At 72.5% G+C, this 23,008-nt stretch carries 19 protein-coding genes (1 of these 19 only partly in view); 10 read left to right on the top strand and 9 right to left on the bottom strand.

The window, feature by feature from the left end; translation table 11 throughout:
• Window positions 1–44: 44 nt before the first annotated feature.
• Window positions 45–224, top strand: a complete 180-nt coding sequence (locus tag WMF27_RS37075) for a hypothetical protein (protein WP_437764161.1) — start codon at window positions 45–47, stop codon at window positions 222–224.
• Window positions 224–508, top strand: coding sequence for a hypothetical protein (locus WMF27_RS37070; RefSeq protein ID WP_437764162.1), 285 nt, complete (start codon window positions 224–226; stop codon window positions 506–508). The genes WMF27_RS37075 and WMF27_RS37070 overlap by 1 nt, the downstream gene beginning before the upstream one ends.
• 29 nt (window positions 509–537) lie before the next feature.
• Here the strand turns inward: WMF27_RS37070 and WMF27_RS37065 are convergent, their stop codons facing one another.
• Both WMF27_RS37065 and WMF27_RS37060 read right to left on the bottom strand, forming a co-directional pair.
• Window positions 538–1,836, bottom strand: a complete 1,299-nt coding sequence (locus tag WMF27_RS37065) for a putative metal-binding motif-containing protein (RefSeq protein ID WP_437764163.1) — start codon at window positions 1,834–1,836, stop codon at window positions 538–540.
• A gap of 246 nt (window positions 1,837–2,082) precedes the next feature.
• Window positions 2,083–2,544: a PIN domain-containing protein gene (locus tag WMF27_RS37060; protein WP_437764164.1), complete on the bottom strand. Its 462-nt coding sequence runs from the start codon at window positions 2,542–2,544 to the stop codon at window positions 2,083–2,085.
• A 409-nt stretch (window positions 2,545–2,953) separates the two neighbouring features.
• Here WMF27_RS37060 and WMF27_RS37055 point away from each other — a divergent pair, with 409 nt between their 5' ends.
• The 3 genes from WMF27_RS37055 to WMF27_RS37045 all read left to right on the top strand — a co-directional run bounded on the left by WMF27_RS37055 (window position 2,954) and on the right by WMF27_RS37045 (window position 5,326).
• A complete protein-coding gene (locus WMF27_RS37055) occupies window positions 2,954–4,183 on the top strand; it encodes a hypothetical protein (RefSeq protein ID WP_437764165.1) in 1,230 nt (409 codons plus the stop codon).
• A 157-nt stretch (window positions 4,184–4,340) separates the two neighbouring features.
• The gene (locus tag WMF27_RS37050; protein WP_437764166.1) at window positions 4,341–4,898 is read left to right on the top strand and encodes a hypothetical protein; all 558 of its coding nucleotides are present in this window, start codon (window positions 4,341–4,343) and stop codon (window positions 4,896–4,898) included.
• 119 nt (window positions 4,899–5,017) lie between these two features.
• Complete coding sequence (locus WMF27_RS37045; RefSeq protein WP_437764167.1) at window positions 5,018–5,326, top strand: hypothetical protein; 309 nt, start codon at window positions 5,018–5,020, stop codon at window positions 5,324–5,326.
• Between the two features lie 54 nt (window positions 5,327–5,380).
• On the opposite strand, the gene WMF27_RS37040 is transcribed toward WMF27_RS37045, so the two are convergent.
• Window positions 5,381–6,778 carry a cytochrome-c peroxidase gene (locus WMF27_RS37040; protein WP_437764168.1) on the bottom strand — a complete coding sequence of 466 codons (1,398 nt, stop codon included), beginning with the start codon at window positions 6,776–6,778 and terminating at the stop codon, window positions 5,381–5,383.
• A gap of 470 nt (window positions 6,779–7,248) precedes the next feature.
• Between WMF27_RS37040 and WMF27_RS37035 the strand changes: the two genes are divergently transcribed.
• Both WMF27_RS37035 and WMF27_RS37030 read left to right on the top strand, forming a co-directional pair.
• Window positions 7,249–10,083 carry a protein kinase domain-containing protein gene (locus tag WMF27_RS37035; protein WP_437764169.1) on the top strand — a complete coding sequence of 945 codons (2,835 nt, stop codon included), beginning with the start codon at window positions 7,249–7,251 and terminating at the stop codon, window positions 10,081–10,083.
• 5 nt (window positions 10,084–10,088) lie between these two features.
• Window positions 10,089–11,966, top strand: coding sequence for a PEGA domain-containing protein (locus WMF27_RS37030; RefSeq protein ID WP_437764170.1), 1,878 nt, complete (start codon window positions 10,089–10,091; stop codon window positions 11,964–11,966).
• Between the two features lie 19 nt (window positions 11,967–11,985).
• Here WMF27_RS37030 and WMF27_RS37025 read toward each other — a convergent pair whose 3' ends face one another.
• Window positions 11,986–12,516: an FHA domain-containing protein gene (locus WMF27_RS37025; protein WP_437764171.1), complete on the bottom strand. Its 531-nt coding sequence runs from the start codon at window positions 12,514–12,516 to the stop codon at window positions 11,986–11,988.
• A 297-nt stretch (window positions 12,517–12,813) separates the two neighbouring features.
• Here WMF27_RS37025 and WMF27_RS37020 point away from each other — a divergent pair, with 297 nt between their 5' ends.
• On the top strand, window positions 12,814–14,760 hold the full coding sequence (locus tag WMF27_RS37020) for a ribonuclease R family protein (RefSeq protein ID WP_437764172.1): 1,947 nt from the start codon (window positions 12,814–12,816) through the stop codon (window positions 14,758–14,760).
• A 19-nt stretch (window positions 14,761–14,779) separates the two neighbouring features.
• On the opposite strand, the gene WMF27_RS37015 is transcribed toward WMF27_RS37020, so the two are convergent.
• The 4 genes from WMF27_RS37015 to WMF27_RS37000 form a co-directional block, all read right to left on the bottom strand.
• Entirely contained in the window at window positions 14,780–16,612 is a 1,833-nt protein-coding gene (locus tag WMF27_RS37015) for a hypothetical protein (protein ID WP_437764173.1), read from the bottom strand.
• Window positions 16,613–16,679: 67 nt separating this feature from the next.
• The gene (locus WMF27_RS37010; RefSeq protein ID WP_437764174.1) at window positions 16,680–18,671 is read right to left on the bottom strand and encodes a protein kinase domain-containing protein; all 1,992 of its coding nucleotides are present in this window, start codon (window positions 18,669–18,671) and stop codon (window positions 16,680–16,682) included.
• A 108-nt stretch (window positions 18,672–18,779) separates the two neighbouring features.
• Complete coding sequence (locus tag WMF27_RS37005; protein ID WP_437764175.1) at window positions 18,780–20,171, bottom strand: ABC1 kinase family protein; 1,392 nt, start codon at window positions 20,169–20,171, stop codon at window positions 18,780–18,782.
• A 40-nt stretch (window positions 20,172–20,211) separates the two neighbouring features.
• Window positions 20,212–20,550 carry a DUF3634 family protein gene (locus WMF27_RS37000; RefSeq protein WP_437764176.1) on the bottom strand — a complete coding sequence of 113 codons (339 nt, stop codon included), beginning with the start codon at window positions 20,548–20,550 and terminating at the stop codon, window positions 20,212–20,214.
• 227 nt (window positions 20,551–20,777) lie between these two features.
• Between WMF27_RS37000 and nadA the strand changes: the two genes are divergently transcribed.
• The gene (nadA, locus tag WMF27_RS36995) at window positions 20,778–21,737 is read left to right on the top strand and encodes a quinolinate synthase NadA (protein WP_012240033.1); all 960 of its coding nucleotides are present in this window, start codon (window positions 20,778–20,780) and stop codon (window positions 21,735–21,737) included.
• A gap of 21 nt (window positions 21,738–21,758) precedes the next feature.
• Here the strand turns inward: nadA and WMF27_RS36990 are convergent, their stop codons facing one another.
• Window positions 21,759–22,592: a hypothetical protein gene (locus WMF27_RS36990; protein ID WP_437764177.1), complete on the bottom strand. Its 834-nt coding sequence runs from the start codon at window positions 22,590–22,592 to the stop codon at window positions 21,759–21,761.
• Between the two features lie 160 nt (window positions 22,593–22,752).
• Here WMF27_RS36990 and WMF27_RS36985 point away from each other — a divergent pair, with 160 nt between their 5' ends.
• Window positions 22,753–23,008, top strand: partial view of a DUF4920 domain-containing protein gene (locus WMF27_RS36985; protein ID WP_437764178.1) — the 5' end (the start) only. The gene runs 287 nt beyond the window's last position; the window shows 256 of its 543 coding nt (coding positions 1–256); the start codon lies at window positions 22,753–22,755; its stop codon lies beyond the right edge, outside the window.

Genomic DNA, 23,008 nt, shown 5'->3' with positions numbered 1-23,008 from the left:
CGCGCCGCGCCCCGCGGGGATCGCCAGGAGATAGAATACGGCGCATGCGCACCGCCTCCCTGCTGCCGTCCGCGACCGAGATCGTCTGCGCGCTGGGCGCCCAGGGCGAGCTCGTCGGTGTCTCGCACGAGTGCGACTTCCCCGAGGGGCTGGCTGGCCTCCCGGTGCTCACGCGCCCACGCTCTCGCCGGCCGCGCTCGCCGCGCTCGATCCCGACGTGGTGATGATCAAGCCGTGCGGCTTCACCCTCGAGCGCACGCTCGATGAGCTCGCTCTCCTCCCCCGTGTGCTGCCCTGGGCGACGTATCGGGCCGTGGCGCAAGGCCGCGTGTACATCGCTGACGGCAACGCCTTCTTCAATCGCCCAGGTCCCCGCATCGTGGAGTCGCTCGAGATCCTCGCGGTCTGCGCTCACCCGGCCCTGTTTGCCGACGCGCGCCGCGCGCATGCCCGGTCGGTGGTGCGGATCGACGCGGAGCTCCGGCGGCACGCCTTCGAAGACGAGTGACCCCGGCGCTCGACGCCTGCAAGGAAGGCTTACCCTAGGGGGCCACTCTTCCGCAGGCGCCGCAACGCGAGGAGGGCGAACGGCGAGACGAGCGTCAGCAGCCGCCACGGAGACCCGCCGCGAGGGGCGCCGGCGTCGATGGCGCAACCGCCGCTGTCCGCTCCTCCCTCGTCCGGCGCGCCGCCGCCCGCGGAGCCTGCAGAGGCAACCGCGCCGCCGGCGCTTCCGGCGCTTCCGGCGCTTCCGACGCTCCCGGCGCTGCCAGCGCCCACGGCCGTGCCGCCGCCGGTCCCGCTGCTGCACGTGCCGCTCGGGCAGCCCTCGCCGGGCGCGCAGAGGCCCGGGTCCTCGTCGACCTCGCCGTCGCAGTCGTCGTCGAGCGCGTTGCACACCTCGGGGCTCGGTTCGCCGGGCGTGCACGACCCGGGGGTGCACGCGGTCGCTTCCCGCGCGCACATCCCGACGCCGCACACCTCGCGCACGCCCTCGTCGATCCGGCCATCGCAGTCGTCGTCGGCGAGATTGCATATCTCGGGCGCGTCCGGGTGGACGTCGGGGGACCTGTCGTTGCAGTCGTTGGAGCTCGGCGCGTACCCCTCGGGGGGACACTTCGCCATGACGGTCGCGCCGAAGAACGAGCCGTAGCCGTCGCCGTCGGCGTCTTCATACTGCGTTGTGACCTCGAGGTTCTCGTCGATCTCGCCGTCGCAGTCGTCGTCGATCTCGTTGCACGCCTCTTCCTGATCGGGATGGATGTTGACGCTGTAGTCGTCGCAATCGCCGCCGCGGTCGGCGTGATCGGCCGGCCGGGTGCAATCGACCCTGGGCACGCTGGAGTCGCCGTACCCGTCGGCGTCGCGATCGAGGTAATACGTCGTCCCGGTGCATCCGTAGGCAAACGCGGTGTCGGCGGACGAAGCGCCGTCTCCGCGGGGGCTGTTGTCGCCGTTGGCCGCGAGGGCCCACACCTGGACGACGACCCCGCCCGGCGCGCCCGGCGCGATCCACTGCGCGTCGAAGCGGACGACCCCGCCGCTCGCCCGCTTCGGCGCGTCGTGGACGAGCTGGTGCTCGTCGATGAGCTTGGTGCCTTGACCGTTGATGGGGGAGAGCCGGCCTGTTTCGGTGAGGAGATAGATGCCCCCGGCGTTGATGTTGGCAGACCGGATCTGCACTTGCAGAGTCACCGTCTCGCCGGCCGCCGGGTTCTTCGGGCTATAGTCGATGGTGATATCCGGCACCGCGCCGCCGGTGTGGCAGCCGTTGCACCCCTCCACCGCCGTCCCGGCGCGGCGGGCGTGGGCCTGCGACGCAGCCAGGGTGGTCAAAAGGGCCAAGCTCACCGGGAGGACCGGTGAAATAAGCGATGTACTTCGCATGCGCCTCGCCGCGCAGCTCAGGCTCGCGAGCTCCGCGCGCTCCGCTGCGACGCTCAGGGATAGCCGCCCTCGCCGGGTGCGACAAGTGCATATGCGCGGAGTGTAAACTTGCGCCGTGGCCGTCCAAAATTGCTGTTTTTCGACGTTTCTGGGGCGGCAGGTAGCGTGAAGCGCATTGCAGCTCGCTGCAATGCGTTATCCGAATTCGAGCCGAACGTGCTGTGGCCTTGTCACATCGCAGACGACACCGTGGTACTTGAGGAGCCCTTCGTCGAGCGTCACCACGGTCGCATCCGCGCGGCGGGCGGCCCACAGGTACACGAGGTCGGTCGCGTTGGCGAAGGGCCTGCGGCCCCGCATGCGCCTCGTCAGCTGGGCGAGGAACTCCGTGATGGCGCCCGCGTCCTCGGGCGCGACCAGCTCGATCGCGAGGCCTCCCAGCGGGCTCGTGGCCGCGGGCGCGGCCCGCCGCGACATCGTGAGCCGCTGCTCTGCGACGTACACCTCCAGCCATAGCTCGGGCGGCGCGAGCACGCGCGCCGCGCCCGCGGCCACGGCGGCGCGGGCGCGCTCGAGAAAGGCGATCGCGTCCGCGTGCCCGGGCTCTGCAGGCTTCATCGAGGCGATGGCGACGGAGCTATCGAGAACGATCCGCATGAGGCCTCATCGGTACGGACGCACCCTCGCACCGCTCCAGATCTGTCCGGCGGGCCGGGTGGTTTGGTGACATCGAGACCCGGTATCCAGGACCGCGGCCGGATGGAAAGTCGACCGGCAGCGTGGGCCGAGGCTGCATGCCTGGCGGCAGGGCGATGGCACACGCTGGCACGGCGGGCTCGCACGGTGGTCGAAACCACGGGTGTTCGCCCGGTACATGCCTTGCTTGTCGCCGTCCATGCGAAAGTTCCTGCTTCGAATCCTGGTCGCGTCCCAGTGGGGCGCGAGCCTTGCGCTGGTGTCGGGCTGCGGCACGCACGTCGAGTCCGGCCCCAGCTCCAGCGCGCCTAAAGGCGCGGCATCGGGGGTGAGCTCCGGCTCGAGCTCGACGGGAGGCGCGGCATCGGGGGTGAGCTCCGGCTCGAGCTCGACGGGAGGCGCGACATCGGGGGCCGGCGGAGGTGGCGAAGTCGATCCTCCTGACGCCTCGGCGCCGCTCGATCCCCATCCGGATCCGACCTGCGTTGGACCGTTTCACGACGGTGGCTATTACGGCCAGTGCTGTTACGAGGTGCACTGCACGGCGCCGGTCGGCGGCGCCTGCCCTGCGGCCTCCGAGGCGGCGCCGCACCTCGACGACCTGCCGCCCGGCTCGGGGACGTGCACGTGCAGCGCCGAGGGCGAGGGCGCGGCCGGGTGGATCCAGGGCCCCTACGCGAACCGAAAGGCCTCGGATCCGGCGCGCTGCTGCTACCTCGTCGGTTCCATCTCCTGTGAAGGGCGCCCCCTCCTGGTCCGGGGCGAGCCCCGCGTCGCGCCGCTCGCGCACGCCCCGAGCGCGTGGTCGCAGACCGACGCGCGGCGCTTCGAGCGCGCGCTCGCCGACGCCGACCTGAGCGCGCTCGCGCCCGCGGAGCGCCGCGAGCTCGCCCGGCGCTGGGCCGAGCGTGGCCAGAACGAGCACGCCTCGGTCGCCTCCTTCGGCCGCTTCGCGCTCGCGCTGATGGCGCAGGGCGCGCCTCCCCAGCTGCTCGAAGCGGCGCACCGCGCGGCGCTCGACGAGGTGCGGCACGCGCGCGTCGCGCTCGCGATCGCCTCGGCGTACGCGGGGGAGCCGGTGGGCGTCGGCCCGCTGCCCCTGCACGGCGCGCTCGACGACCTCGGCTCGCTCGAGGCCCTCACCCTGGCGACCGTCGTGGAGGGCTGCGTCGGAGAGACCCTCTCGGCCATCGAGGCGGAGGTCGCCGCGCAGGCGGCGCAGCCGCCGGCGGTGCGCATGGCGCTCCAGGCGATCGCGCGCGACGAGGCGCGCCACGCGGAGCTCGCCTGGGCGTTCGTCCGCTGGGCCGTCACGACGGGCGGCGCGCGCCTTCGAGGGCGCGTCGCCGCGGCCTTCGCGCGCGCGCTCGACCAGGTGGGCGCCGGAGCGCCGGGCATGGCGGACCGCGATCTCCCGCCCTCCCACGGGTTCCTCGCCGAAGGCGAGCTCCACCGGCTGCGGCGGCAGGCCGTGGCCGACGTGCTCCGCCCCGCCGCCGCCGCGCTCGTCGACGAGCGTGGCTCATCCGCCGGACGAGAGTTCAGCGGCGCTCGCGGGAATGACGTGCTGCGCGGCGGCGCGACGCACCTGCCGACGTGACCTGGCGCCGGGCAAACGCCGTTCTCCTCGGGGCCGGGCCCGACCTCGCGGACGCCGGCGCGCTGCCGAGGCGGCGCGCCGGCGACGGCCTGGATCCAGGCGCGCAGTCAAGCCCTGGGCACGATCTTGCTTGCGCGTCGCGACGAGGTGGAACGACATGGCTACACTCTCGACGTCTGCATGGGTGCTGCATGAGCTCGGTCTGGCCGCGGGGTTCGGTGGCCCCCTCTTTGGCCGGCTGGCGTTGCGCCAGGCGGTCAAGGACATCCATTCCGAGGCCGAGCGGGGCAAGGTGCTCTCTGACGCATGGCAGCGGTACAACCTCGTCAGCGCGATCTCGCTCGGCACCGCCGCGGCCACCTGGTTCATCGGGCGGACGGTGATCTCGGGGCGATCGATCGACCGTGAGACCCGCGATCTGGTGCGCTTGAAGGACCTCCTCCTGGGCGCGACGCTGGCCACGAGCGTCGCCAGCATGCTGGGCGGACAGCAGATGCGCGAAGAGGCGCCCGACGGCGGAATGCCTCTCCTCAAGGAGGGTGAAGCGCCGGCGCCGCGACCGCGCGCGAAGGCCCCGGCGCTGCAGCGGCTCCTCGGCGTCATGGGGCCGCTCAACATCGCCCTCACGGCGGGGGTGATCGGCGTGACCACGGTCCTCGCCATGAAGTCCGGTCGTTCGGCGAAGTGGAGCCTCCTCTCCCGGCTGCTGCCTTGAGCTGCGCCGCTCCGGGAGCGGTCGCCGGAGAGCGCCGGCGCGCCGCCCTGGCGGCTGCCCACTGGCGTCCACCTGGACGGCGCCGGCGCGCGGCGTCGCGCTCGTGATACGGTGGGCCGATGAAGGTGATGACAATCATGGTGCTCGCCCTCGTCGCCCTGGGCTGCGGCGACGAGCACGGCGAGGAGGGGTGCCCTGAGCTCTGTGAGCAAGCCGTGGAGTGCCCGGGGGGCGCCGCGACGGAGCAGAGCTGCCTCGCGATGTGCAGCGCCGATACGGAGGCCGCCGAGGAGGCTGGTTGTCACGACGCGTGGGAGTCGTACCTCGAGTGTCGCAACCACGCCGAGGACAGCTGCGATCCCGCGAAGTACGACGAGGAGTGCAGCATCCAGAAGGAATCGCTCAGCAGCTGCCTGAACCGCAGCTGAGCTGGGGTGCCGGCGGGCGCTCGACCGCGTGAGCGCCGCCCGCCCGGCCCGCGGCTACTCGAAGCGGTGGACCTCGCGCCCGCTCGGGAGCTCCTCCGGGATGAGCGCCTCGAGCCGCTTCGGCGTCGCGCGCGGGTCGAGCAGCGCCTCTCCCACGAAGGCGCAGAGCCAGCTGATCTCCTCCTCCGTGAGGTCGATCGGCTCCTGCAGCAGCGGGTCGACGGCGGCGAGGACCGGCGCGAGCGGGCCCATCTCACCCCGCAGATCGCGATCGAGGTGCTTGTTCGTGTACTCCGTGGCCGACGTGTAGACGTCGAGGTGGTGGCGGATGGCGCCTTCCAGCGACGTGAACGCGCCGTTGTGGAAGAACGTGGGCTGGAGGGCGACGTTGCGCAGCGGCGAGGTCCTGAACCTGTACCGATCGGCCGGATCCCCCGTGACCTGCTCCAGGCCGAAGTCCTCATCGGCGTTCGGGCCGTCGAAGACCACGTTCGAGTGCGCCGGATCGTCGGTCGGCGCGATCTGCGGCACGCCGATCGCGTGCTGCTGGAAGTCGCTGAACATCTCGTTCGACTCCCCCGACACCGCGTGGCACCTGACGCACCCCGCCTCGCCGAAGAAGAGCAGCGCGCCGCGCTTCTGCTCCGGCGTCATCGCGTGCCGGCGGCCGCGGGCGAACCGGTCGATGGGCGCGTCGGCGAACGTGAGCGACATCTCGAACTCGGCGATGGCGGCCGCGATCATCTCGTAGGTGATGTCGTCCCCTCGCTTCACCGCCTGGAAGCTCTTGGCGAACCGCTTCCGGTACGCCTTCACGTCGTTCACGCGCGCCGTGGCCTCCTCGCGCACGACATCGTGCGATTGCGGCGCCTCGTACCCGGTCATCTCCGTGACCTCGGTCGGCGGGATGAACGCCTGGGCGTTGAGCAGGTGCGGCAGGGAAGAGAGCGACATCCCCTCCGGCGCGGTGAACGAGAACCCCTGGCTGTTGTCGAAGGGGTCGCCGGACACGGCGAAGAACCGCGAGTTCCACATCAGCGCGGGATAGAAGGCCGTGTTGATGATGGTGGGCGCGCGGCGCTGGTTGCGCGGCCCTGTGCGGTGCGGCCCGACGACGCCGTTGCTGTCGATGCCGATCGCGATCGACTGCGTGTCGGCGAAGCCCGCGGTCGGCGCGTGGCAGCCTGAGCACGAGTTGTCGTCGTTCAGGCCGAGGAGGCTGTCGAAGAAGAGGTCACGCCCGAGCTTCGCGAGCTTCTTGTCGAGCTTCCGCCCGAGCCGCGACTCCAGGGTCGACTCGATCTCTCCGGTGAACCCGTGTCGTGCGAGCACCTTGGCGAGCTGCTCATCGACGGAAGAGCCCTTGGCCCGCGCCGGCCGCGCCAGGATGAGCGTGAGGACGAGAAAGGCCGTCAGGGCGGCGAGCGCGCGCCCGAGGGATCGCAGGGTCATGGTGCCTCCGGGTCCCCCGGCGGGGGAGGCGCACATCGGGGTGCGCGCTTGAGATCAACCAGTCCTGCCCAGATCCTGACCGAGCGGCGGCGAATGGGATGATGGGAGTCTAGACTCGTGAGCTTTCGATCGGCAAGACAAATGAGACAAATATTCCATGATTCAAAGGGCTTACTGCGTGTCCATGCGTATCCATGCGTATCCACGCGTGTCCCCTCGTATCCCCCCGTGCTCTTGCGTGTCCCCGCGTATCCCCTCGTGTCCTTGCGTATACGGCGGTCCGTTCACCGCGTTATCTGCGGTTGTCGCGCCTACATTCGGCGGGCGCGCCGCGGTGCGGCGGGCGTGGCGTCGTTGTAGGTGCGTGGCCGGCGCTCCGCGACGGTGCGGCGCCCGCGCGCAGCGCGCCTCCGAGGTCGCGTGCCACTCATGCTTTGTGGGGCGCGATGGGCCGTCGTATGCTTGCGGACATGGGCCGGACAGCACCTCTGGTGGATCCGACGGCGCTCGTGGGGGGCGCGCTCACCGGCGGATATCGGATCGTCCGCGTCCTCTCCGCGCAGGGCTTCGGTGTCGTGTTCGAGGCCCGGGGCCCATCGGGTCGCCGCGTCGCGCTCAAGGTCTTGCGGCCCGAGGTCGTCACCGAGGACACGCTGTCACGGCTCACCCGCGAGGCGAGCGTCACCGCGAAGCTCGACAACGCGCATGTCGTCCCGATCGTCGATGCCGGCCACGACCTCGAGCGCGATCTCGCCTACCTCGTGATGCCGCTGCTCGACGGGACCGACGTCGCCGCCCTGCTCGCCGAGACGGGGCCGCTCGCGCCCGAGGTCGCCGTGCGGATCGCGCTCCAGGCCGCCGCGGGGCTCTCGGCGGTGCACGCCGCGGGCCTCGTCTACCGCGACGTGCGGCCGCCGCGCATCTTCCTGGAGCACCTCGCGAGCGGAGAGATCCTCGTCCGCGTCTTTGGCTTCGGGCTCTCGAAGGGCTGTGACACGGCCACCTCCGCCCCTGGCAAGGCGGCGAGGAGCACCGGTCCTCTGCGCGACGAGTCGGGGCCGCAGGACCGCTCCGCGGACGTGCGGGGTGACGTGTTCGGCCTCGCGGCGACGCTCTACGAGATGCTCTGCGGCGTCTCGCCGTGGGCCGAGCTCGACGTCACGGCGGACACGGCCGAGCTCGGCCCCGCGGACACGGCGGCGGACGCGCCGGCGTCGTCTCTTGCGCACCTTGCGCAGCTCCCGTCGATCCAGGATCGCGCCCCGTGGATCGAGGCGCGCCTCGCGACCGCGCTCTCGCTCGCGCTGCACAGCGACGTGGACCGGCGCTATCCGTCGATCGAGGCGTTCGCCGAGGCGCTGCGCGCCGCGTCAGGCAGCGAGGAGCCCATCACCATCGACATGCTGAGGCCGCTCGATCCCGAGCTGCGCGAGGCCGTCGCCGAGCGCGCCGGCGCCGAGACCGATCCGCTGGTCGGCCGCGAGCTCGGCGGCCGGTACGCGGTGCGCCGGCTGATCGGGCGCGGCGGGATGGGCGCCGTCTACGAGGCGGAGTCGCCCGAAGGGCGGCGGGTGGCGGCCAAGATCATCTTCAAGAGCGCCGTCGGGCAGGACGACCACGCCGTGCGCCGCTTCATCCGCGAGGCGCGCGCGGTGACCGCGATCCAGAGCCCGCACGTGGTCAAGACGTTCGAGCTCGGCACGGATCTCACGCTCGCGACGCCGTTCATCATCATGGAGCTCCTGCACGGCGTCGACCTCGCCAAGCTCCTCAGGATGCGCGGGCCGCTGGAGCCGGAGCCCGTCGTGCGCGTGTTCATCCAGGCGGCGCGCGGGCTCGCGGCGGCGCACGCCGAGGGGATCGTGCACCGCGACATCAAGCCGGCGAACCTCTTCCTGCACGCGCCGTTCGAGGGCGCGGCCCAAAGGCCGTCGACCTCGATGGCGCCGCCGTCCGCCCGGCGCGGCCCGCTCGCTTCGGGGCCGCCGTCCACCCGGCGCGGCCCGCTCGCTTCGGGGCCGCCGTCCACCCAGCGCGGCTCGCTCGCTTCGGGGCCGCCGTCCACCCAGCGCGGCTCGCTCGCTTCGGCGCCGCCGTCGGTGCGGCGCTCCTCCGGCTCGGTCCGCCCGCCGTCCTCGGGGCGGCGCCCGTCCGGCTCCATCCGCCCGCCGTCGTCGAGCGATCGCAGGATCGTGGTCAAGGTGTGCGATTTCGGCATCGCGAAGCGCACGGGGGATGGCGTCTCGCACGAGCTCACGCGCGCCGGCGGCGTGCTCGGGTCGCCCATCTACATGTCTCCCGAGCAGGCGAAGATGGCGAAGGACGTCGATCACCGCTCCGACATCTGGAGCCTCTCGGTCTCGCTCTACCAGGCGCTCTGCGGGAGCTGCCCCTGGGATCCCAACGCCTCGCTCGCCGAGCTCCTGCTCGCGATCTGCACCGAGCGCGTGCCGCCGCTCTCCGGGGCCGCGCCGTGGGTCTCCCCGGCGCTCGCGGCCGTCGTGCACCGCGGCCTCCTGCGGGATCCCGCGGAGCGCTGGCAGAGCATGGAGGAGCTCATCGCCGCGCTCGAGCCGCACGCGGAGGGCAACGGCGTCGTCACGCTGGATCAGCTGCGGGGCATCGACCCCGAGCGGCGCGCCGGCGCCACCCCGATCTCCGCGCTGCGCGAGTCCAGGCTCTCGCGATCGGCCGAGGGGGAGGAGCGATCCATCGGCGGCAGCTCGTTCACCGCCGTGAAGGAGCCTTCCGGCGCGGCACGGCGGCGCTTCGTCGGGGCGGCGGTCACGGTGGTCGCCCTGGCCGCGATCGGCGGCGGTCTCGCGCTGCGCGCCTCGACGGGCAACGAGCCGCTCGCGTCGCCCGCCGCGCCGAGCGAGCCCGCGCTGCCCGTCGCGCCCGCGCCTGCGCCTGCGCCTGCGTCCTTCACCGCCGTCGTGACGCTCCCGAAGGACGCGACGGTGCGGGTCGACGGCGCGGCGCGTCCGGTGAGCGACGGCCGGCTCGACCTGACGGGCAAGGCCGGCGACACGTTCGAGATCGAGGTGACCCGCGGCGGCGCGACCACGAAGGAGACGGTGTTCCTGCTGAGCGACGGCACGATCCGCCCTGATCGCATCGATCTCCAGCCGCCCGCGCCGGCCTCTGCGTCGGTCGCAGCCTCCGAGCCTGCCCCGCGCCGTGACAGGAAGCGCCGCGTCCCGCGCGGCGCTCTTCCCGTGGCCGAGCCAGCCGCGCCCTCCGCCACGGGGGCGCCTGCGGCTCCGCCGGCTCCGACCGCGGTGGTGCCGGTCGACCGGTGGTGAGACCGATGCCGTGCGCCCGTCGCGCCCTGCGGCGCTGCTTTGCGGCCTGTGCGCTCGCCGTGGCGAGCGCGGCGCCTGCGCCTCCGGCCCGCGCGCAGCCCCCGCCGGCGGCGGCTGTCCCGGGCGCGCCACCCGAGCCGCCTGCGCCGGCGCCCGAGCCGCCTGCGCCGGCGCCCGCGTCGCCCGCGCCGGCCGCGTCGCCGGACGAGGCGCTCGCCCGGGCCAAGGCGCTCTTTCAGGAAGGGAACGAGCTGCGCAAGATCGGCGACTTCCAGCGCGCGCTCGAGCTCTACCTGAGGTCGCGTCAGGTCGTCGCGTCCGTGCCCAACACGCTCAACGCCGCCTTCTGCCTCGATCAGCTCGGGCGCTACGACGAGGCGCTCGAGCTCTACGAGGCGCTGCTCACGGAGCTCCGCGCGGAGCTCGGCGAGCCGGAGCGCCGGAGCGTCGCGTCCGCGATCGCCACGCTGCGAGCGCGGATCGGCAGCGTCGTCGTCTCGTCGAACGTCGATGGCCTGGTGCTCATCGACGGGAGGCAGCGCGGCCGGCTCCCCCTCGCCGGCCCGATCCGGCTGCTCCCCGGGGATCACACGCTCCGTGTGGTCAAGGACGGCTGGCACACGTTCGAGCGGATCGTGACCGTCAGGGTCGCCGAGACCAGGTCGGTGGACGCGAAGCTCGATCCGCTCGCCAGCACGGGCCGGCTGAAGATCGAGGACGAGCGGCTCGTCGGCGCCGATCTCACCATCGACGGCGCGCTGATCGGCCAGCTGCCGTGGGAGGGCGCGCTCGCGCCTGGCCCGCACTTCTACTCGGTGCGCAAGGGCAATTTCGGCTCTGCGCCCCGCGAGGCGAACGTCATCGCGGGGCAGCTCGCCGTCGCCACGGTCGAGGCGGGGCCGCTCGGCGAGGAGGTCCGCGTCGTCGCCCAGCCGCTGAGCGCGGAGCTGACCATCGACAGCGTCCCGGTCGGCAAGGGGCAGTGGCGCGGGGCGCTGCCGCTCGGGCGCCACACCTTCGAGGCGCACGAGCCGGGCTATTTCTCGCGCACGCTGCGCGCGACCGTCGACAACACGACGAGGGGCGACATCGTCCTGCCGCTCGCCATCGACGACGCGCACCCGCGCTGGGGTCGGAGGGTCGGCGTCTTCCGGCTGGAGGCGACCGGCGGCTATGCCTTCGCCTCGTCGCTCGAGAGCGACGCCGAGCGGAGCTGCGGCAGCTACAGCTGCTCGGGCATCTCGCGCCCGTCCGGCGTTCTGGCCGGCGCGCGCGGCAGCTACGAGTTCCCGATCGGCGCCGCCATCGAGCTCACGGCCGGGTACCTGAGCCTCCGCACGACGCTCGATCGCTCGCTCGACGCGACGTATGCCGCTCCGCTCGGGGGCAACGAGAGGCTCCCCATCCGCTACAGCTTTCACGACGACATCGGCATGGCCGGTGTGACGGTGATCGTCGGCGGCAGCTATCATTACGGGCTGTCGTCATGGCTCGACGTCGGCGGCGCGCTCGGGCTCGGCGTGGTGCTGGCCGAGATGAGCGACGAGGTGACCGGCACGGCGTCCGACGCGGAGAGGACCGTCAGCGTGGCCGTGCAGAACGCGGGCAGGGCCGTCCGCGCCGCCGCCCCGTTCGCGATGCCCGAGCTGAGGCTCCGGCTGAAGCTCGGGCGCCTCAGCGCCAGCGCGGGCCTCGGCGTCGGCTTCTTCCTCGTCGACGGCCCGCCGCTCGAGACGGGCAGCACCTACGTGGTCGGGGCCGAGTGCGACGAGGCGCACCCCACGGTCGACTGCGCGCCGGGCAAGAAGGTCGTGTTCGAGGAGCTCGCCCACGGTACGTTCACGATGTTCTTCCCGAACGTGTCCGCGGGATACCGGTTCTGAGCGCCGCCGCGCGCGGCGCTCACCGGTTCGCCTGGTCCCTCGCGAGGCGCGCCTGCTCGCGCACGAGGTCGAAGAGGGCCGCCGCATCGAGCAGCGACGTCGTGAGCCGGCCGAACTGGAGCACGTCGCCCACCGAGACCTCCTGCGGCTCGCTCTCGGAGAGCAGCTTGCCGTTCACGCGGGTCCCGTTCTGCGAGCCGTTGTCGATGAGCACGAGCTGCCCCTGCTCATTCCGCCGGAAGTGCGCGTGCAGCTTGGACACCGAGGGGTGGCGCAGCACCACGTCGCAGTTGCGCGTGCGGCCCACCGAGATCTGGTCGAGATAGGGATTGCCCTTCGCCTTGACGAGCTGGAACACCTCGCTCGCTGGGCCGGGCGGAGGCGGCGGTTTCCGGTGCGCCGCCGGCGATGCGGCGACCGTCCGGAACGCGATCTGCTGGTTGTCCGGACCAGCCTCGGACACCACGAGGAGCAGGTTCGTCACCTGGCGGACGAAGCGGTCCCGAGGCATCACACGCGCTAGCTCGATGATGTCCCCTGCGTCTTCCACGATGTGCCGAGTATAAGCCGATCCGGCGCCGCGAACCGTCCAGGGAGGCACTTTTGCCGTGGCGTCCCGCCCATGGACGGGGGCCGGCGCACGGGGAACCGCGATGCCGCCCGCACGTCATCGCAGCGCGGCGCGAGGCCCCCCGGGCCTCCGAGCGCATCTCGGCATGCAGCGCGCGGCGCCGCGACGTCACGCGCCGCTTCGTTTACCGTGTTGCAGTAATTCTCTGGCGTCGATGCGAGCTCGACGGGCAGCTTGTGCTCGAACGCGCCGGGATCTGGCGTACCTTCCGCGCCTATGCACGCACCCGTTCGTGGACGCATCTCGGTCAACCCCCGTGGCTTCGGGTTCCTGAACATCGAGGCCTCTTCGGAGAAGGCGGGGGGGCCGGGCAGGCCGGGCTGGGCTGCCCTCGGCTCGGCGACCGCCTTCATCGCGCCGCCCGATCTGAACCCGTTCCTTGACGGCGACGTCGTCGACGCGGTCGTCGTCGAGGCGGAGCCGGGCCGCTTCAGCGCGTCGCAGCTCGCCCTCGTCCAGCGCGATCGCTCCGAGCTCTTCGGGACGGTCGTATCGCACGCGAAGCGGCCGCACCTCCGGGTCGATCGCCTCGTCTCCAACACGGACTGGCCGTTCAAGCCGGGCAGCGCCGACGACCTCCCCGAGGGCGCCGCGGTGGTCGCCACCATCGAGGGCGCGGTGGTCGTCCCGGCGCGCGTCGTCGCGTCGGAGGCCGACGTCGGCATCGAGCGATGCCTCGCCCGCAACGGCGTGCGCGCCGTGTTCTCGGGCGAGGTCCTCGAGGCGTCGCGCGCGGCGGTCGCCGCTGTGTCGGTCGAGCGCGAGCTCGCGCGCGGCCGCCGCGACCTGCGCGACGTCATCACCGTCACGATCGACGCGCCCGTCACCACGGACATCGACGACGCCGTCGCCGTGCTGCCCGCCGGGCCCGACGGGGCGCTCCGCGTCCTCGTCTCGATCGCCGACGTGGACACGTTCGTCCCCGAGGGCTCGCCGCTCGATCTCGAGGCCCGCGCCCGGGGCACGAGCGTCTACCTGGCTGGCCGCGTCATCCCGATGCTCCCCGACGCGATCTCCGGCGAGGCGGCGAGCCTGCTCCCCGGGGTCGATCGGCTCGCGGTCACGGTCGAGCTGCGCATCGACCCCGAGGGGGGCATCACGTCGATCGACCTGCACGAGAGCGTGATCCGCTCGCACGCCCGCCTCTCGTACGACGCCGTCGAGGAGTTCCTGACGACGGGCCGCTCCGCCGGCATCCCCGAGGCGGCCCGGCCGGTCGTGCGCTGGCTCCGCACCGCGGCCGCGCGGCTGTCGACGGTCCGCGCGGCGCGCGGCGGCGTCGAGCTCGATCGCGAGGAGGCGTACGTGACGCTGGACGCCGAGACGCGCGAGCCGACCGCCGTCTCGCCGCGCTCCGACACGGGCGCGCATCGCCTGATCGAGCGGCTGATGGTGGCGGCGAACGAGGCGGTGGCCAGCTGGCTCGTGGCGCGCGGGCTCCCCTGCGTCTTTCGTGTCCATGACGAGCCGACCGAGGAGCGCGTCCGCGCGCTCGAGCAGTTCGCGCACAACTTCGGCGTCGAGGCCGGCTTCGGCGCGCGCCTGAGCCCCCTCGGCCTCGCGGCGTTCGAGGCGCAGTACAGGGGCTCCGAGCTCGCGCCGGCCATCCGCACCGTGCTCGGCAAGGCGCTCGGCCCTGCCCGGTACACGGGCGCCGGAGGCCTGCATTTCGGTCTGGGCGCCCCGCTGTACCTGCACTTCACGTCCCCGATCCGCCGCTACGCCGACCTCGCGGTGCACCGCGTGGTCAAGCGCTATCTCCAGGGCCACCGCGACCAGCGCGTCGACTCCGAGGTGCTCGCGTCGCTCGCCCACCACCTGAACGCGCGCGCGCGCAGCGCCGCCAAGGCCGAGACGGAGCGGCACCGCATGCTCGTGGCGCGCCTCTTCGCGTCCCGCGTCGGCGAGGAGATCGAGGGCTACATCGTATCCATCAAGCCGTTCGGCCTCGTCGTCCAGATGGTCGAGTCCGGCGCGACGGGCACGATCGCGCTGGAGGCGCTGCCGGGCGGCCCGTATCGGATCGACGCCGCCGCCCAGGCGCTGGTCGGCGCGAGCCGTCGCTACGGCGTCGGCGAGCCGATCCGCGCCGCCATCGCGGCGACCAACGAGGAGCTCGGCCGCGTCGACCTCGTCCCTGCGGGCGCCCGCGGCGCCCCGTGACCGGCGCCGCGGCTCCGGTCTACGGCGACAGGAGCACGACGAACGCGTCGGTCCCGTTCGCCACGTGCTCGCCGAGGCCGAAGTCGATCTTCCCCTCGGCGGTGCCAGAGAGCGCGATGACCCCCGTGCTCGGCGCGATGGCCGCCGCGTTCGACTTCTGGTTGCCGGCGGCGCCGAGCACCTTCCCCCAGAGGTGGTTGCCATCGGCGTCGAGCTTCGCCACGAAGGCGTCGAAGCCGCCGCCGCTGGGCAGCGGCCCGCCGCCGAGGTCGACCACGCCCTGGACCGAGCCGGTCACCACCACGCCGTTCTCCGCGTCCGTGGCGATCGACGTGCTCTCCTGGGTGCCGTCTCCGGCGAACCACCGCGCCCACACGGGCACGCCGTCGGGGGCGAGCGACGCCACGAACGCCGTCTGCACATCGTTGGAGGGGAGCGTGCCGGCCGCCCCGAAGTTGAGCTCGCCCATGTACGTCCCGGTCACGAGCACCGCGCCCGAGGGAGCGACGGCGATGCCGGTACCTGCCTGCGACGCCGTGTCTCCATAGTCCGAGAGCCAGACGCCGTTCCCGCTGCTGTCGAGCTTCAGGACGAACAGGTTCGGCCCGAGCCCGGTGTTCTTCACCTGCCGGGGGCCGACGGTCAGGGTGCCGTTGTACCGGCCGGTGACGAGCACGCTGCCGTCGTTGCCGACGGCGGCGCTGGTGGCGAACTGGTTCTTGTCGTCTCCGTAGATCCTGGTCCACAGGGTGGCGCCGAGCGGATCGTACTTCCGCACGAAGATGTCGGTGCCGCCTGCGCTGGTGGCGCAGACCGGGACGGGCGGCGACGAGCAGAGCAGCGAGCCGCTGAAGTAGCCGGCGATCACGATGTTTCCGGCGGGGTCCACCGCGATCGAGCGCAGCGTCTGATCGGCCGCGTCTCCGAGCTGGCGTGCCCAGCCTTGCTCGCCCTTCTCTCCGCTCATCGTGACCACGAAGGTGTCGAGCGCGTTGACGCTGCGCAGCGTCGTGCCGCCGAACGTGAACGAGCCGTAGAACGTCCCGCCGAGCACGAGGTTGCCTTCAGGCGTCACCGCGAGCCCGTTGAGCGTCTCGGCGCCGCTGCCGCCGAACCTCACGCTCCAGCGGTGCTGTCCCGAGGGGTCGAAGCTCGCGACGTACACGTCGGAGGTGCCGATGCTGACGAGGGTGCCCGTCTCCTTGCCGGTCAGGTTGATGGTCCCCGAGAAGGTGCCGCCGATATAGACATTTCCCTGCGCGTCGACGCCGACGCTGGTCGCGCTCTGGGTGTTCTGGTCACCGTAGAGGGCGGCCCAGAGCGGCGCGCTGCAGGCGAAGCCGTCGCAGTCCTCGTCGGTGTCGTCCGTGCACGTCTCTCGTTGCGGGGTGACCTGGCCGCCGCACGGCCGCCACGACGTGCCCGAGAGATCGCACATCTGCAGCCCCACCGCGCAGAGCCCCACGCCGCTCGTCCCCTCGGGGCCGCTGTAGCAACTCCTGATCTGGCCCGGGGTACACACGCACCCCGCGTCGGGCTCGTTCGTCGCGCCGTCGCAGTCGTCGTCCACGGTGGTGCTGCAGTCCTCGGGCCTCGGGACCACGGCGCCTTCGCACTCGCCGAAGCTCTGGCCGTCTGGCTGGCACCTCCGCACGCCCGCCGCGCACACGCCGACACCCTCGGTGTCTGCGGGGCCGGGATAGCAGGGCTGCACGTCGCCGGAGCTGCAGAGCGGCGGCGCGCCTCCGCTGCCGCCTCCGCCGTCGCCGCCGGCGTCGGGACGTGGGCCGATCGGCACCGGGTCCGAGCACGCTCCCGAGAGCGTGAGTGCCAGCGCAGACCCGACGAGCATCGATCGAGCGCGCGGGGTTGTCCTCGTCACCATGGGGGGGCGGAGCTCCATGTTCGGCGATCTGGCTTCAGTCCTGGCGTGATTTTCTCGTCCGCTGCTTCTTCTTGGTCAAGTCGATGATGAACGTGCTCGCGGGCGGCGCGCTCGCCGGCGCGTTCGGCGCGTCTGGGCGCATCGTCTCTGGCTCGTTCACGTTGCTCCGCGATCCTGGCTCGTTCACGTTGCTCCGCGATTCGTCGGTGCTCTCCGACGACGGGGAGAGCTGGGTCGGCCTGGCGCTCGCGCTCTGGGCCGGCAGCAGATCGTGCTGGACCGCGTCGCCCTGGGGTTCGTCGCGGAGCGCCATCCAGACCGCGAGCACGCTCACGATCATGAGCGCCATGCCGCCGAGCGCGAGCGGGATCACGAGCTTCGGCGGCAGCCTCGGCTGAGCGTGGCGCGGCGCCCACGCGGCGGCCGGCTGCTCGCCGTAGGGCGCGCTGGCGCTGTGCGGCGGCGCGGGCACGCCGTAGGCCGAGCCGGTATTGTGCAGCGACGAGCCGGTGTTGTGCAACGACGCGGGCGCGCCGTGCGGCACGCCGTGGGGCACGCCGGCGCTGTGCCGCGAGGCAGGCGCGCCGTAGGCCGGTCCGGTGTTGTGCAGGCCGGAGCCTGTGTTGTGGAGCGAGGCGGGCGGGCCGTGGGGCGCGCCGGCGCCGTGCGCCGGGGCGGGCGCGCCGTAGGCCGGTCCGGCGCTGTGCAGGCCGGAGCCTGTGTTGTGGAGCGAGGCGGGCGCGCTGTGGGGCGCGCCGGCGCCCTGCCGAGATGGGGGCGCGCCGTGCGCTCCGGCGTGGCCGGCGCCGGTGTTGTGCAGGGCCGACGGCGGTCCATTCGGCGCGCCGGGGACGGCCTGCGCCATGCCGGGGTGGCCTCCGTGCGCCTGGGCCGCATCCATGGCGCTCCCGCGCGGAGCGCCGGGCGCCGCCATCGTGGCGGCCTCCCACGAGGGCGCCACGCCGTTGCCTGGGCCGAGCTCCGACCCGATCGCGGGCGCCGAGCCCATCTCGTTCCATCTCGCGCCCGACGGGGCCGCGGGCCGCGGCGGAGGCGCGGCCTGCGCGTCCGCCGAGGCGGACGCCGACAGGAGCATCGGGGAGAGCGGCGGCGCGCCCGCCGACGGCACATCGCCCGCCGCGAGGCGCGCCGACGCGTGCGGCGGCGCCGCTCCATGCAGGAGCGCGCGCACGTCGGCCTGCATCGTGCGTGCGTCCGGGTAGCGCCGGTCGCGATCGAACGCGAGCGCCCTGTCCACGACGAGGCACAGCGCGTGCGGCGTCTCCGGCGCGACGCTCGCGAGCGGCGGCGCCGCCATGGTCGCCATCTTCACGAGCAGCTCGGACTCCGTGCGCGCCTCGTGGATGCGCCGCTTCGCGATCACCCGGAACATGGTCGCGCCGGCGGCGAAGAGGTCCGCCCTGTGGTCGACCGAGATGCCGCGCACCTGCTCCGGGGCCATGTACGACACCGTCCCGAGCGTCGCGCCCGTGCGGGTCCGCATCGCCGTCTTCACGCCGTCGCGCATGCGCGCGATGCCGAAGTCGAGCACCTTGAGGCGCCCGGTCTTCTCGACGAAGAGGTTGTCGAGCTTGATGTCGCGGTGGATGATCCCCTGCCCGTGCGCGGCGCCGAGCACGTCGAGCAGCTCATCCATGAGCCGCAGCATCTCGCCCAGTTCGATGTTGCCGAGCCGCTGGAGCCGGTCGGCGAGCGACTCGCCGTCGAGGAGCTCCATCACGAGGAACGGCGCGCCGTCCTCGGTCACGTCGATGTCGCGGATCTCGACCACGCCGGGGTGCTGGAACCGATTGACGGCCTGCGCCTCGCGCTCGAACCGGGCGCGCAGGTCCTTCGAGCGCGCCACCTCGGGGTGGAGGATCTTGATCGCCTCGCGCCGCCCGATCTTGTGGGTTGCGGCATAGACGGCGGCCATCCCGCCGATCCCGACGAGGCGATCGATCGTCCATTTGCCCCGCAGGGTCGTTCCTACGCGCCTTTCGCAGGCCGCCCTCTCGTCGTCCATGCCCCGATCGAATGTCACAGCGTGCGGGATCGAGGTCAAGGTGAGAGCCGCGGCGGAAGCGACCTCGGCGCGCCTCTCCGCGCCGACGAGCCTACCAGCGATCCTCGCTCAATCGGGGACGGGGTGCACCCCGTCGCGCACCCAGGGATCGATGGTCCGCCGGAACGCCGCCTCGGTCCGGAGCCCCGCCAGCACCGACGCGAGCCCCCACTGCAGGCGATTCACGAACGTGAAGTCCTGCGGCATCTTCGGCACGTGGGGGATGGTGGGCATCTTCTCTCCCTCCTTGAGGGCGAGCCCCCGGATGCCGCGGGTCAGGTACGCCACCGTCTCGCGCGCCTTCTCCGGCGAGCACTTCCAGGTCCCGTGCGTGCACAGCGGGACCATGAGCTCCATCGTGTAGCTCCGGTAGAGATCCCAGCTCTCGTCGGCCGGGTCGTAGCCGAGCACCTCCACGCACGCCCGGTCGAACTCCTTCCAGTCCGCGTCCATGGCGGCGCGCATGTAGCGCTTCATGCCCGCCACGAGGTCGGGCGGGAGCTGCTTCACGCAGCCGAAATCGAGGATCGTGACGCGGCCGTCCTCGTGGAAGCGGTAGTTGCCCGGGTGCGGGTCGGCGTAGAGCCAGCCGTACCGGAGCATCGAGCGGAAGGTGAAGCGCCAGATGGAGAGGCCCGCGCGGTTCTTCGCCTCCTGGCTGCCGCGCTCGCAGAACTCGGCGTAGCTCATGCCGTCGATGAGCTCGAGCGTGAGGACGCGCCTCGTGGTGAGGCTGTGGTGGACGCGCGGGATAGAGACGTCCTCGTCCCCGGCGTTCATGCGGCGGAACAGGTCCGCCATCTCGGCCTCGCGCGCATAGTCGAGCTCGGACAGGAAGACCTTGCGGAGCTCGTCCACGGTCTGCCGGGCGTGCAGCTTCTTGGCGAGGGGCGCCATCATCGCCTCGAGCATCGAGACGCTCTTCAGGTCGTTCTCGATGGCCCTGTCCATGCCGGGGTACTGCACCTTCACCGCGACCCGCTCCCCCGACCTCGTCGTGGCCCGGTGCACCTGTCCGATGCTCGCCGCCGCGAACGGCTCGCGCTCCCAGGCCGCGAACACGTGCTCGGGCGGGGTGCCGAGCTCCTCGCGGATCATCTGCTCCGCGGCCTCCGGCGACAGGGGCGGCGCCTTGTCGAGCAGCTTCTTCAGCGTGGCCTGGAACTTCTCCTCGTATCCCGGCGGCGCGAGCCCGTCGATGTAGCTCGCCATCTGGCCGAACTTGAGCGGCAGGCCCTTCATCTCCCCGAGCGTCTTCAGCATCGCCTCGGCGGTCTTCTTGACCTCCTGGGCCATCCTCCGCCGCGCTTCGGCCTCTTCCTCCTCGGTCCGGGTCGCGCCGAGGACGCGCTTCGCGCCCTCGATGGCGAACGGGATCGTGCGGGGCGCGAGGCCGGCGAGGCGCGCGAGGCGTCCCAGCTTGGAGGTCGGCGGATTGTCTCGGGGTTTGTCGTCGGCCATGCGGGACTGACTCGCTAGGGTGGAAATGTCGGCGGCGGGGTCATGCGCCCGCGCGGCGCTTCGGGGCCGCGCGGATCTTCGGAACCGGCCACATGGAGACGGTGTTCCTCAGCTGCTGAGCCTGCTCGGGAGAGATATCCCCTTCCACGTGGACCCGGGCGCGCCGGTCCTCGACCACGACCCGCACCGCGCCCCGCCCGACCGGCGCTGCGCGGAGGACGTCCGTGATGTCGTCGAGCAGCCGCTGCGGCATCCGGCCCCGGAGCAGCCGGACGTTGCGCCCCTCGACGCGCACGTAAAATAGCTCATTTGCGCGCAGGAGCGCCACGACGAGCGGTACGACGAGGGCGAGCAGGGCGACGGGGATCAGGAGGGACATGGGTGGCCGCCCACGACGAGAGCTCCTCCCCAGGCCCACCGCGGGCCTCGATCGTGGACCGGTGCCGGCCGTTGTCAACGAGGGAGACGCGGCTGGAGCGCCCTGCGCGGCCGGAGCGCCGGCGAACGCCGCACCGGCTGCGTGGCCGTGGCTGGAAGCGCGCCGGAGCGCGCCGCGCGGCTCGGGGCCCTGGCCAGCGCGCCGCGCGGTGCCTACCTTGGGTAGCCATGACGAGCGCCGCGCCCCAGCCTGCCGCCATCGATCCGCGCCTGGATCTGCACGACGAGATCAGCCGCCTGAAGCGAGAGAGGAACGCCGTCCTCCTGGCCCACTACTACCAGGACGGCGACATCCAGGATCTCGCGGACTTCCTCGGCGACTCGCTGCAGCTCGCCCAGCAGGCGAAGAAGACGACCGCGGACGTCATCCTGTTCGCCGGCGTGCATTTCATGGCCGAGACGGCGAAGATCCTGAACCCCGAGCGCATCGTCGTGGTCCCCGACCTCGCGGCGGGCTGCTCGCTCGCCGACGGCTGCCCCGTCGACCGCTTCCGCGCCTGGCGCGCCCGGTACCCCGGCGCGGCCGCGATCTCGTACATCAACTGCTCCGCCGAGGTGAAGGCCGAGAGCGACTACATCTGCACGTCGTCGAACGCGGAGAAGATCGTCCGCGCGATCCCCGAGGGGCAGGAGATCCTCTTCGCGCCCGACAAGAACCTCGGGCGCTGGCTCGTCGAGCGGACGGGCCGCCCGATGCGCCTGTGGCAGGGCAGCTGCGTCGTCCACGAGACCTTCAGCCTGCGCAAGATCGTCGCGCTGCGCGAGCGCCACCCGGACGCGAAGCTCATCGCGCACCCGGAGTGCGAGGAGCCGATCCTGCGGATGTCCGACTACATCGGCTCGACGACCGCGCTGCTCAAGTACACGACCGCGGACGACGCCCTGAAGTACATCGTCGCGACGGAGAGCGGCATCGTGCACCAGATGCGCAAGGCGTCGCCGCACAAGGAGTTCATCGAGGGGCCGCCGGAGGGCAACTGCGCTTGCAACGAGTGCCCCTTCATGCGGCTCAACACGCTCGAGAAGGTCTATCTCGCGCTGCGCGATCTCGCCCCGCGCCTCGAGATGGCGCCCGAGCTGCGCGAGCGCGCGCGCGTCCCGATCGATCGCATGCTGGCCCTTAGCTGAGCTCGCCGCGCGACGCGGCGATCACAGCACGAGGGAGAGGCCGAGCGTCTGGACGAACGAGCCTCGGGCCTGCGGCAGCGCGCCGACGCTGCGCCGCCGCCCCTGGGCGTCGATGGCCTGGCCTTCCCGGGTGGCGTCGCCGCCCCGGCCGAGCAGGAAGGCGCCCGAGGTCTCCAGCTCGATCGTGAGCCAGCGGCGGATGATGTCGAACGACACCCCGAGCCCCAGCGGGATCTCGACGTACGACGCGCCGCGCTCGCGGATCGTGAACTCCCCCCCGGGCTCGGAGACCCGCATGCGATCGAAGTCGAACCGGTCGTAGCCGACGCCGACCGACAGCCACGAGCGGGCGCGCTCGCCGAGCGGAAGCGTGGGCGCGAGGCGCGCGCCGAGCGCGAGGGTGCGCACCGTGGGCGCGCCGTCCTCGCGTGGCTCTGCCGTGATCGGGCCGGGCTGCGCGAGCGCGCCCGCCTGGAGCGCGAGCTCGTGCTTGGCGTGCACGAAGAAGGCGGAGAAGCGCAGGTAGTCGAAGATCTCCCAGCGCGCGTGGGCCCCGACGCCGAGCGCCGGCTTCAGGCGAATCCCCGTCGGCTGGCCCGCGGCGTCGTCCGAGCCGAACCGGTTGACGAGGGCGATGTCCGCGCCCACCTCGATGTGCCTGGCCCACGGCAAGCGGGTCCGGGGGGGCGCGGGCGGCAGCGGCGGCCGCGGAGGTCTCGGTGGCTGCTCGGCCGAACCGGCATCCTTGGAGGTCGCGGCGCTCGAGGGCTCCTCGGCGTGCGCGGTCGAGGCGCAGGCGAGCGCGACCGCGCACGCCGCCGTGCCTCGTCCGACGCGGGCGCGAGCGGTTCGCATGCCCGCCCTTGTAGCAGGCTTTTGTGAGCGGCCGAGCCGCCAGCTGCGCTCGCGCCCTCTCGCCACCTGCCGCTGGGCCGCCGGGCGCGCTCCGCCGCCGCCGAGGTGCTCTTCCCTGGGCCGGTGGCAGGGGCCCGTCGGGTCGGGCAAACTCGTCGCCATGCGTGCAAATCCCGTCGCCTCCCTGTTCTTCCTGGTCCTTGCGCAGCTCGGCTGTTCCGCCGAGCGCAAGCCCGACGCCGAGCCGGCTCCTGGGGCCGCGTCTCCCGCCGCCGAGGGCGCATCGCCGATGCAGGCGTCGGCTTCCGGGATCGCGCGGCTCGAGAAGAAGCAGTTTGGCGCGCCCATCACGGAGAGCTCGACGACACCGCTGCCGGTGCTCCTGCAGGAGCCGGGCAAGTTCAGCGGAAAGACCG

This window comes from Sorangium sp. So ce281, from assembly GCF_051527395.1.
Taxonomy (GTDB): Bacteria; Myxococcota_A; Polyangia; order Polyangiales; family Polyangiaceae; genus Sorangium; species Sorangium cellulosum_B.
Note: the sequence above shows the minus strand (reverse complement) of the source record. Positions and strands in the feature narration are given on the sequence as shown.

Excerpts from the sequence above, each read along its gene's own strand:
- WMF27_RS37075 (WP_437764161.1), top strand. The coding sequence starts at position 45 with ATGCGCACCGCCTCCCTGCTGCCGTCCGCGACCGAGATCGTCTGCGCG.
- WMF27_RS37070 (WP_437764162.1), top strand. The coding sequence starts at position 224 with ATGATCAAGCCGTGCGGCTTCACCCTCGAGCGCACGCTCGATGAGCTC.
- WMF27_RS37060 (WP_437764164.1), bottom strand. The coding sequence starts at position 2,544 with ATGCGGATCGTTCTCGATAGCTCCGTCGCCATCGCCTCGATGAAGCCT.
- WMF27_RS37050 (WP_437764166.1), top strand. The coding sequence starts at position 4,341 with ATGGCTACACTCTCGACGTCTGCATGGGTGCTGCATGAGCTCGGTCTG.
- WMF27_RS37045 (WP_437764167.1), top strand. The coding sequence starts at position 5,018 with ATGAAGGTGATGACAATCATGGTGCTCGCCCTCGTCGCCCTGGGCTGC.
- WMF27_RS37040 (WP_437764168.1), bottom strand. The coding sequence starts at position 6,778 with ATGACCCTGCGATCCCTCGGGCGCGCGCTCGCCGCCCTGACGGCCTTT.
- WMF27_RS37035 (WP_437764169.1), top strand. The coding sequence starts at position 7,249 with ATGGGCCGGACAGCACCTCTGGTGGATCCGACGGCGCTCGTGGGGGGC.
- WMF27_RS37030 (WP_437764170.1), top strand. The coding sequence starts at position 10,089 with ATGCCGTGCGCCCGTCGCGCCCTGCGGCGCTGCTTTGCGGCCTGTGCG.
- WMF27_RS37020 (WP_437764172.1), top strand. The coding sequence starts at position 12,814 with ATGCACGCACCCGTTCGTGGACGCATCTCGGTCAACCCCCGTGGCTTC.
- WMF27_RS37015 (WP_437764173.1), bottom strand. The coding sequence starts at position 16,612 with ATGCTCGTCGGGTCTGCGCTGGCACTCACGCTCTCGGGAGCGTGCTCG.
- WMF27_RS37010 (WP_437764174.1), bottom strand. The coding sequence starts at position 18,671 with ATGGACGACGAGAGGGCGGCCTGCGAAAGGCGCGTAGGAACGACCCTG.
- WMF27_RS37005 (WP_437764175.1), bottom strand. The coding sequence starts at position 20,171 with ATGGCCGACGACAAACCCCGAGACAATCCGCCGACCTCCAAGCTGGGA.
- WMF27_RS37000 (WP_437764176.1), bottom strand. The coding sequence starts at position 20,550 with ATGTCCCTCCTGATCCCCGTCGCCCTGCTCGCCCTCGTCGTACCGCTC.
- nadA (WP_012240033.1), top strand. The coding sequence starts at position 20,778 with ATGACGAGCGCCGCGCCCCAGCCTGCCGCCATCGATCCGCGCCTGGAT.
- WMF27_RS36990 (WP_437764177.1), bottom strand. The coding sequence starts at position 22,592 with ATGCGAACCGCTCGCGCCCGCGTCGGACGAGGCACGGCGGCGTGCGCG.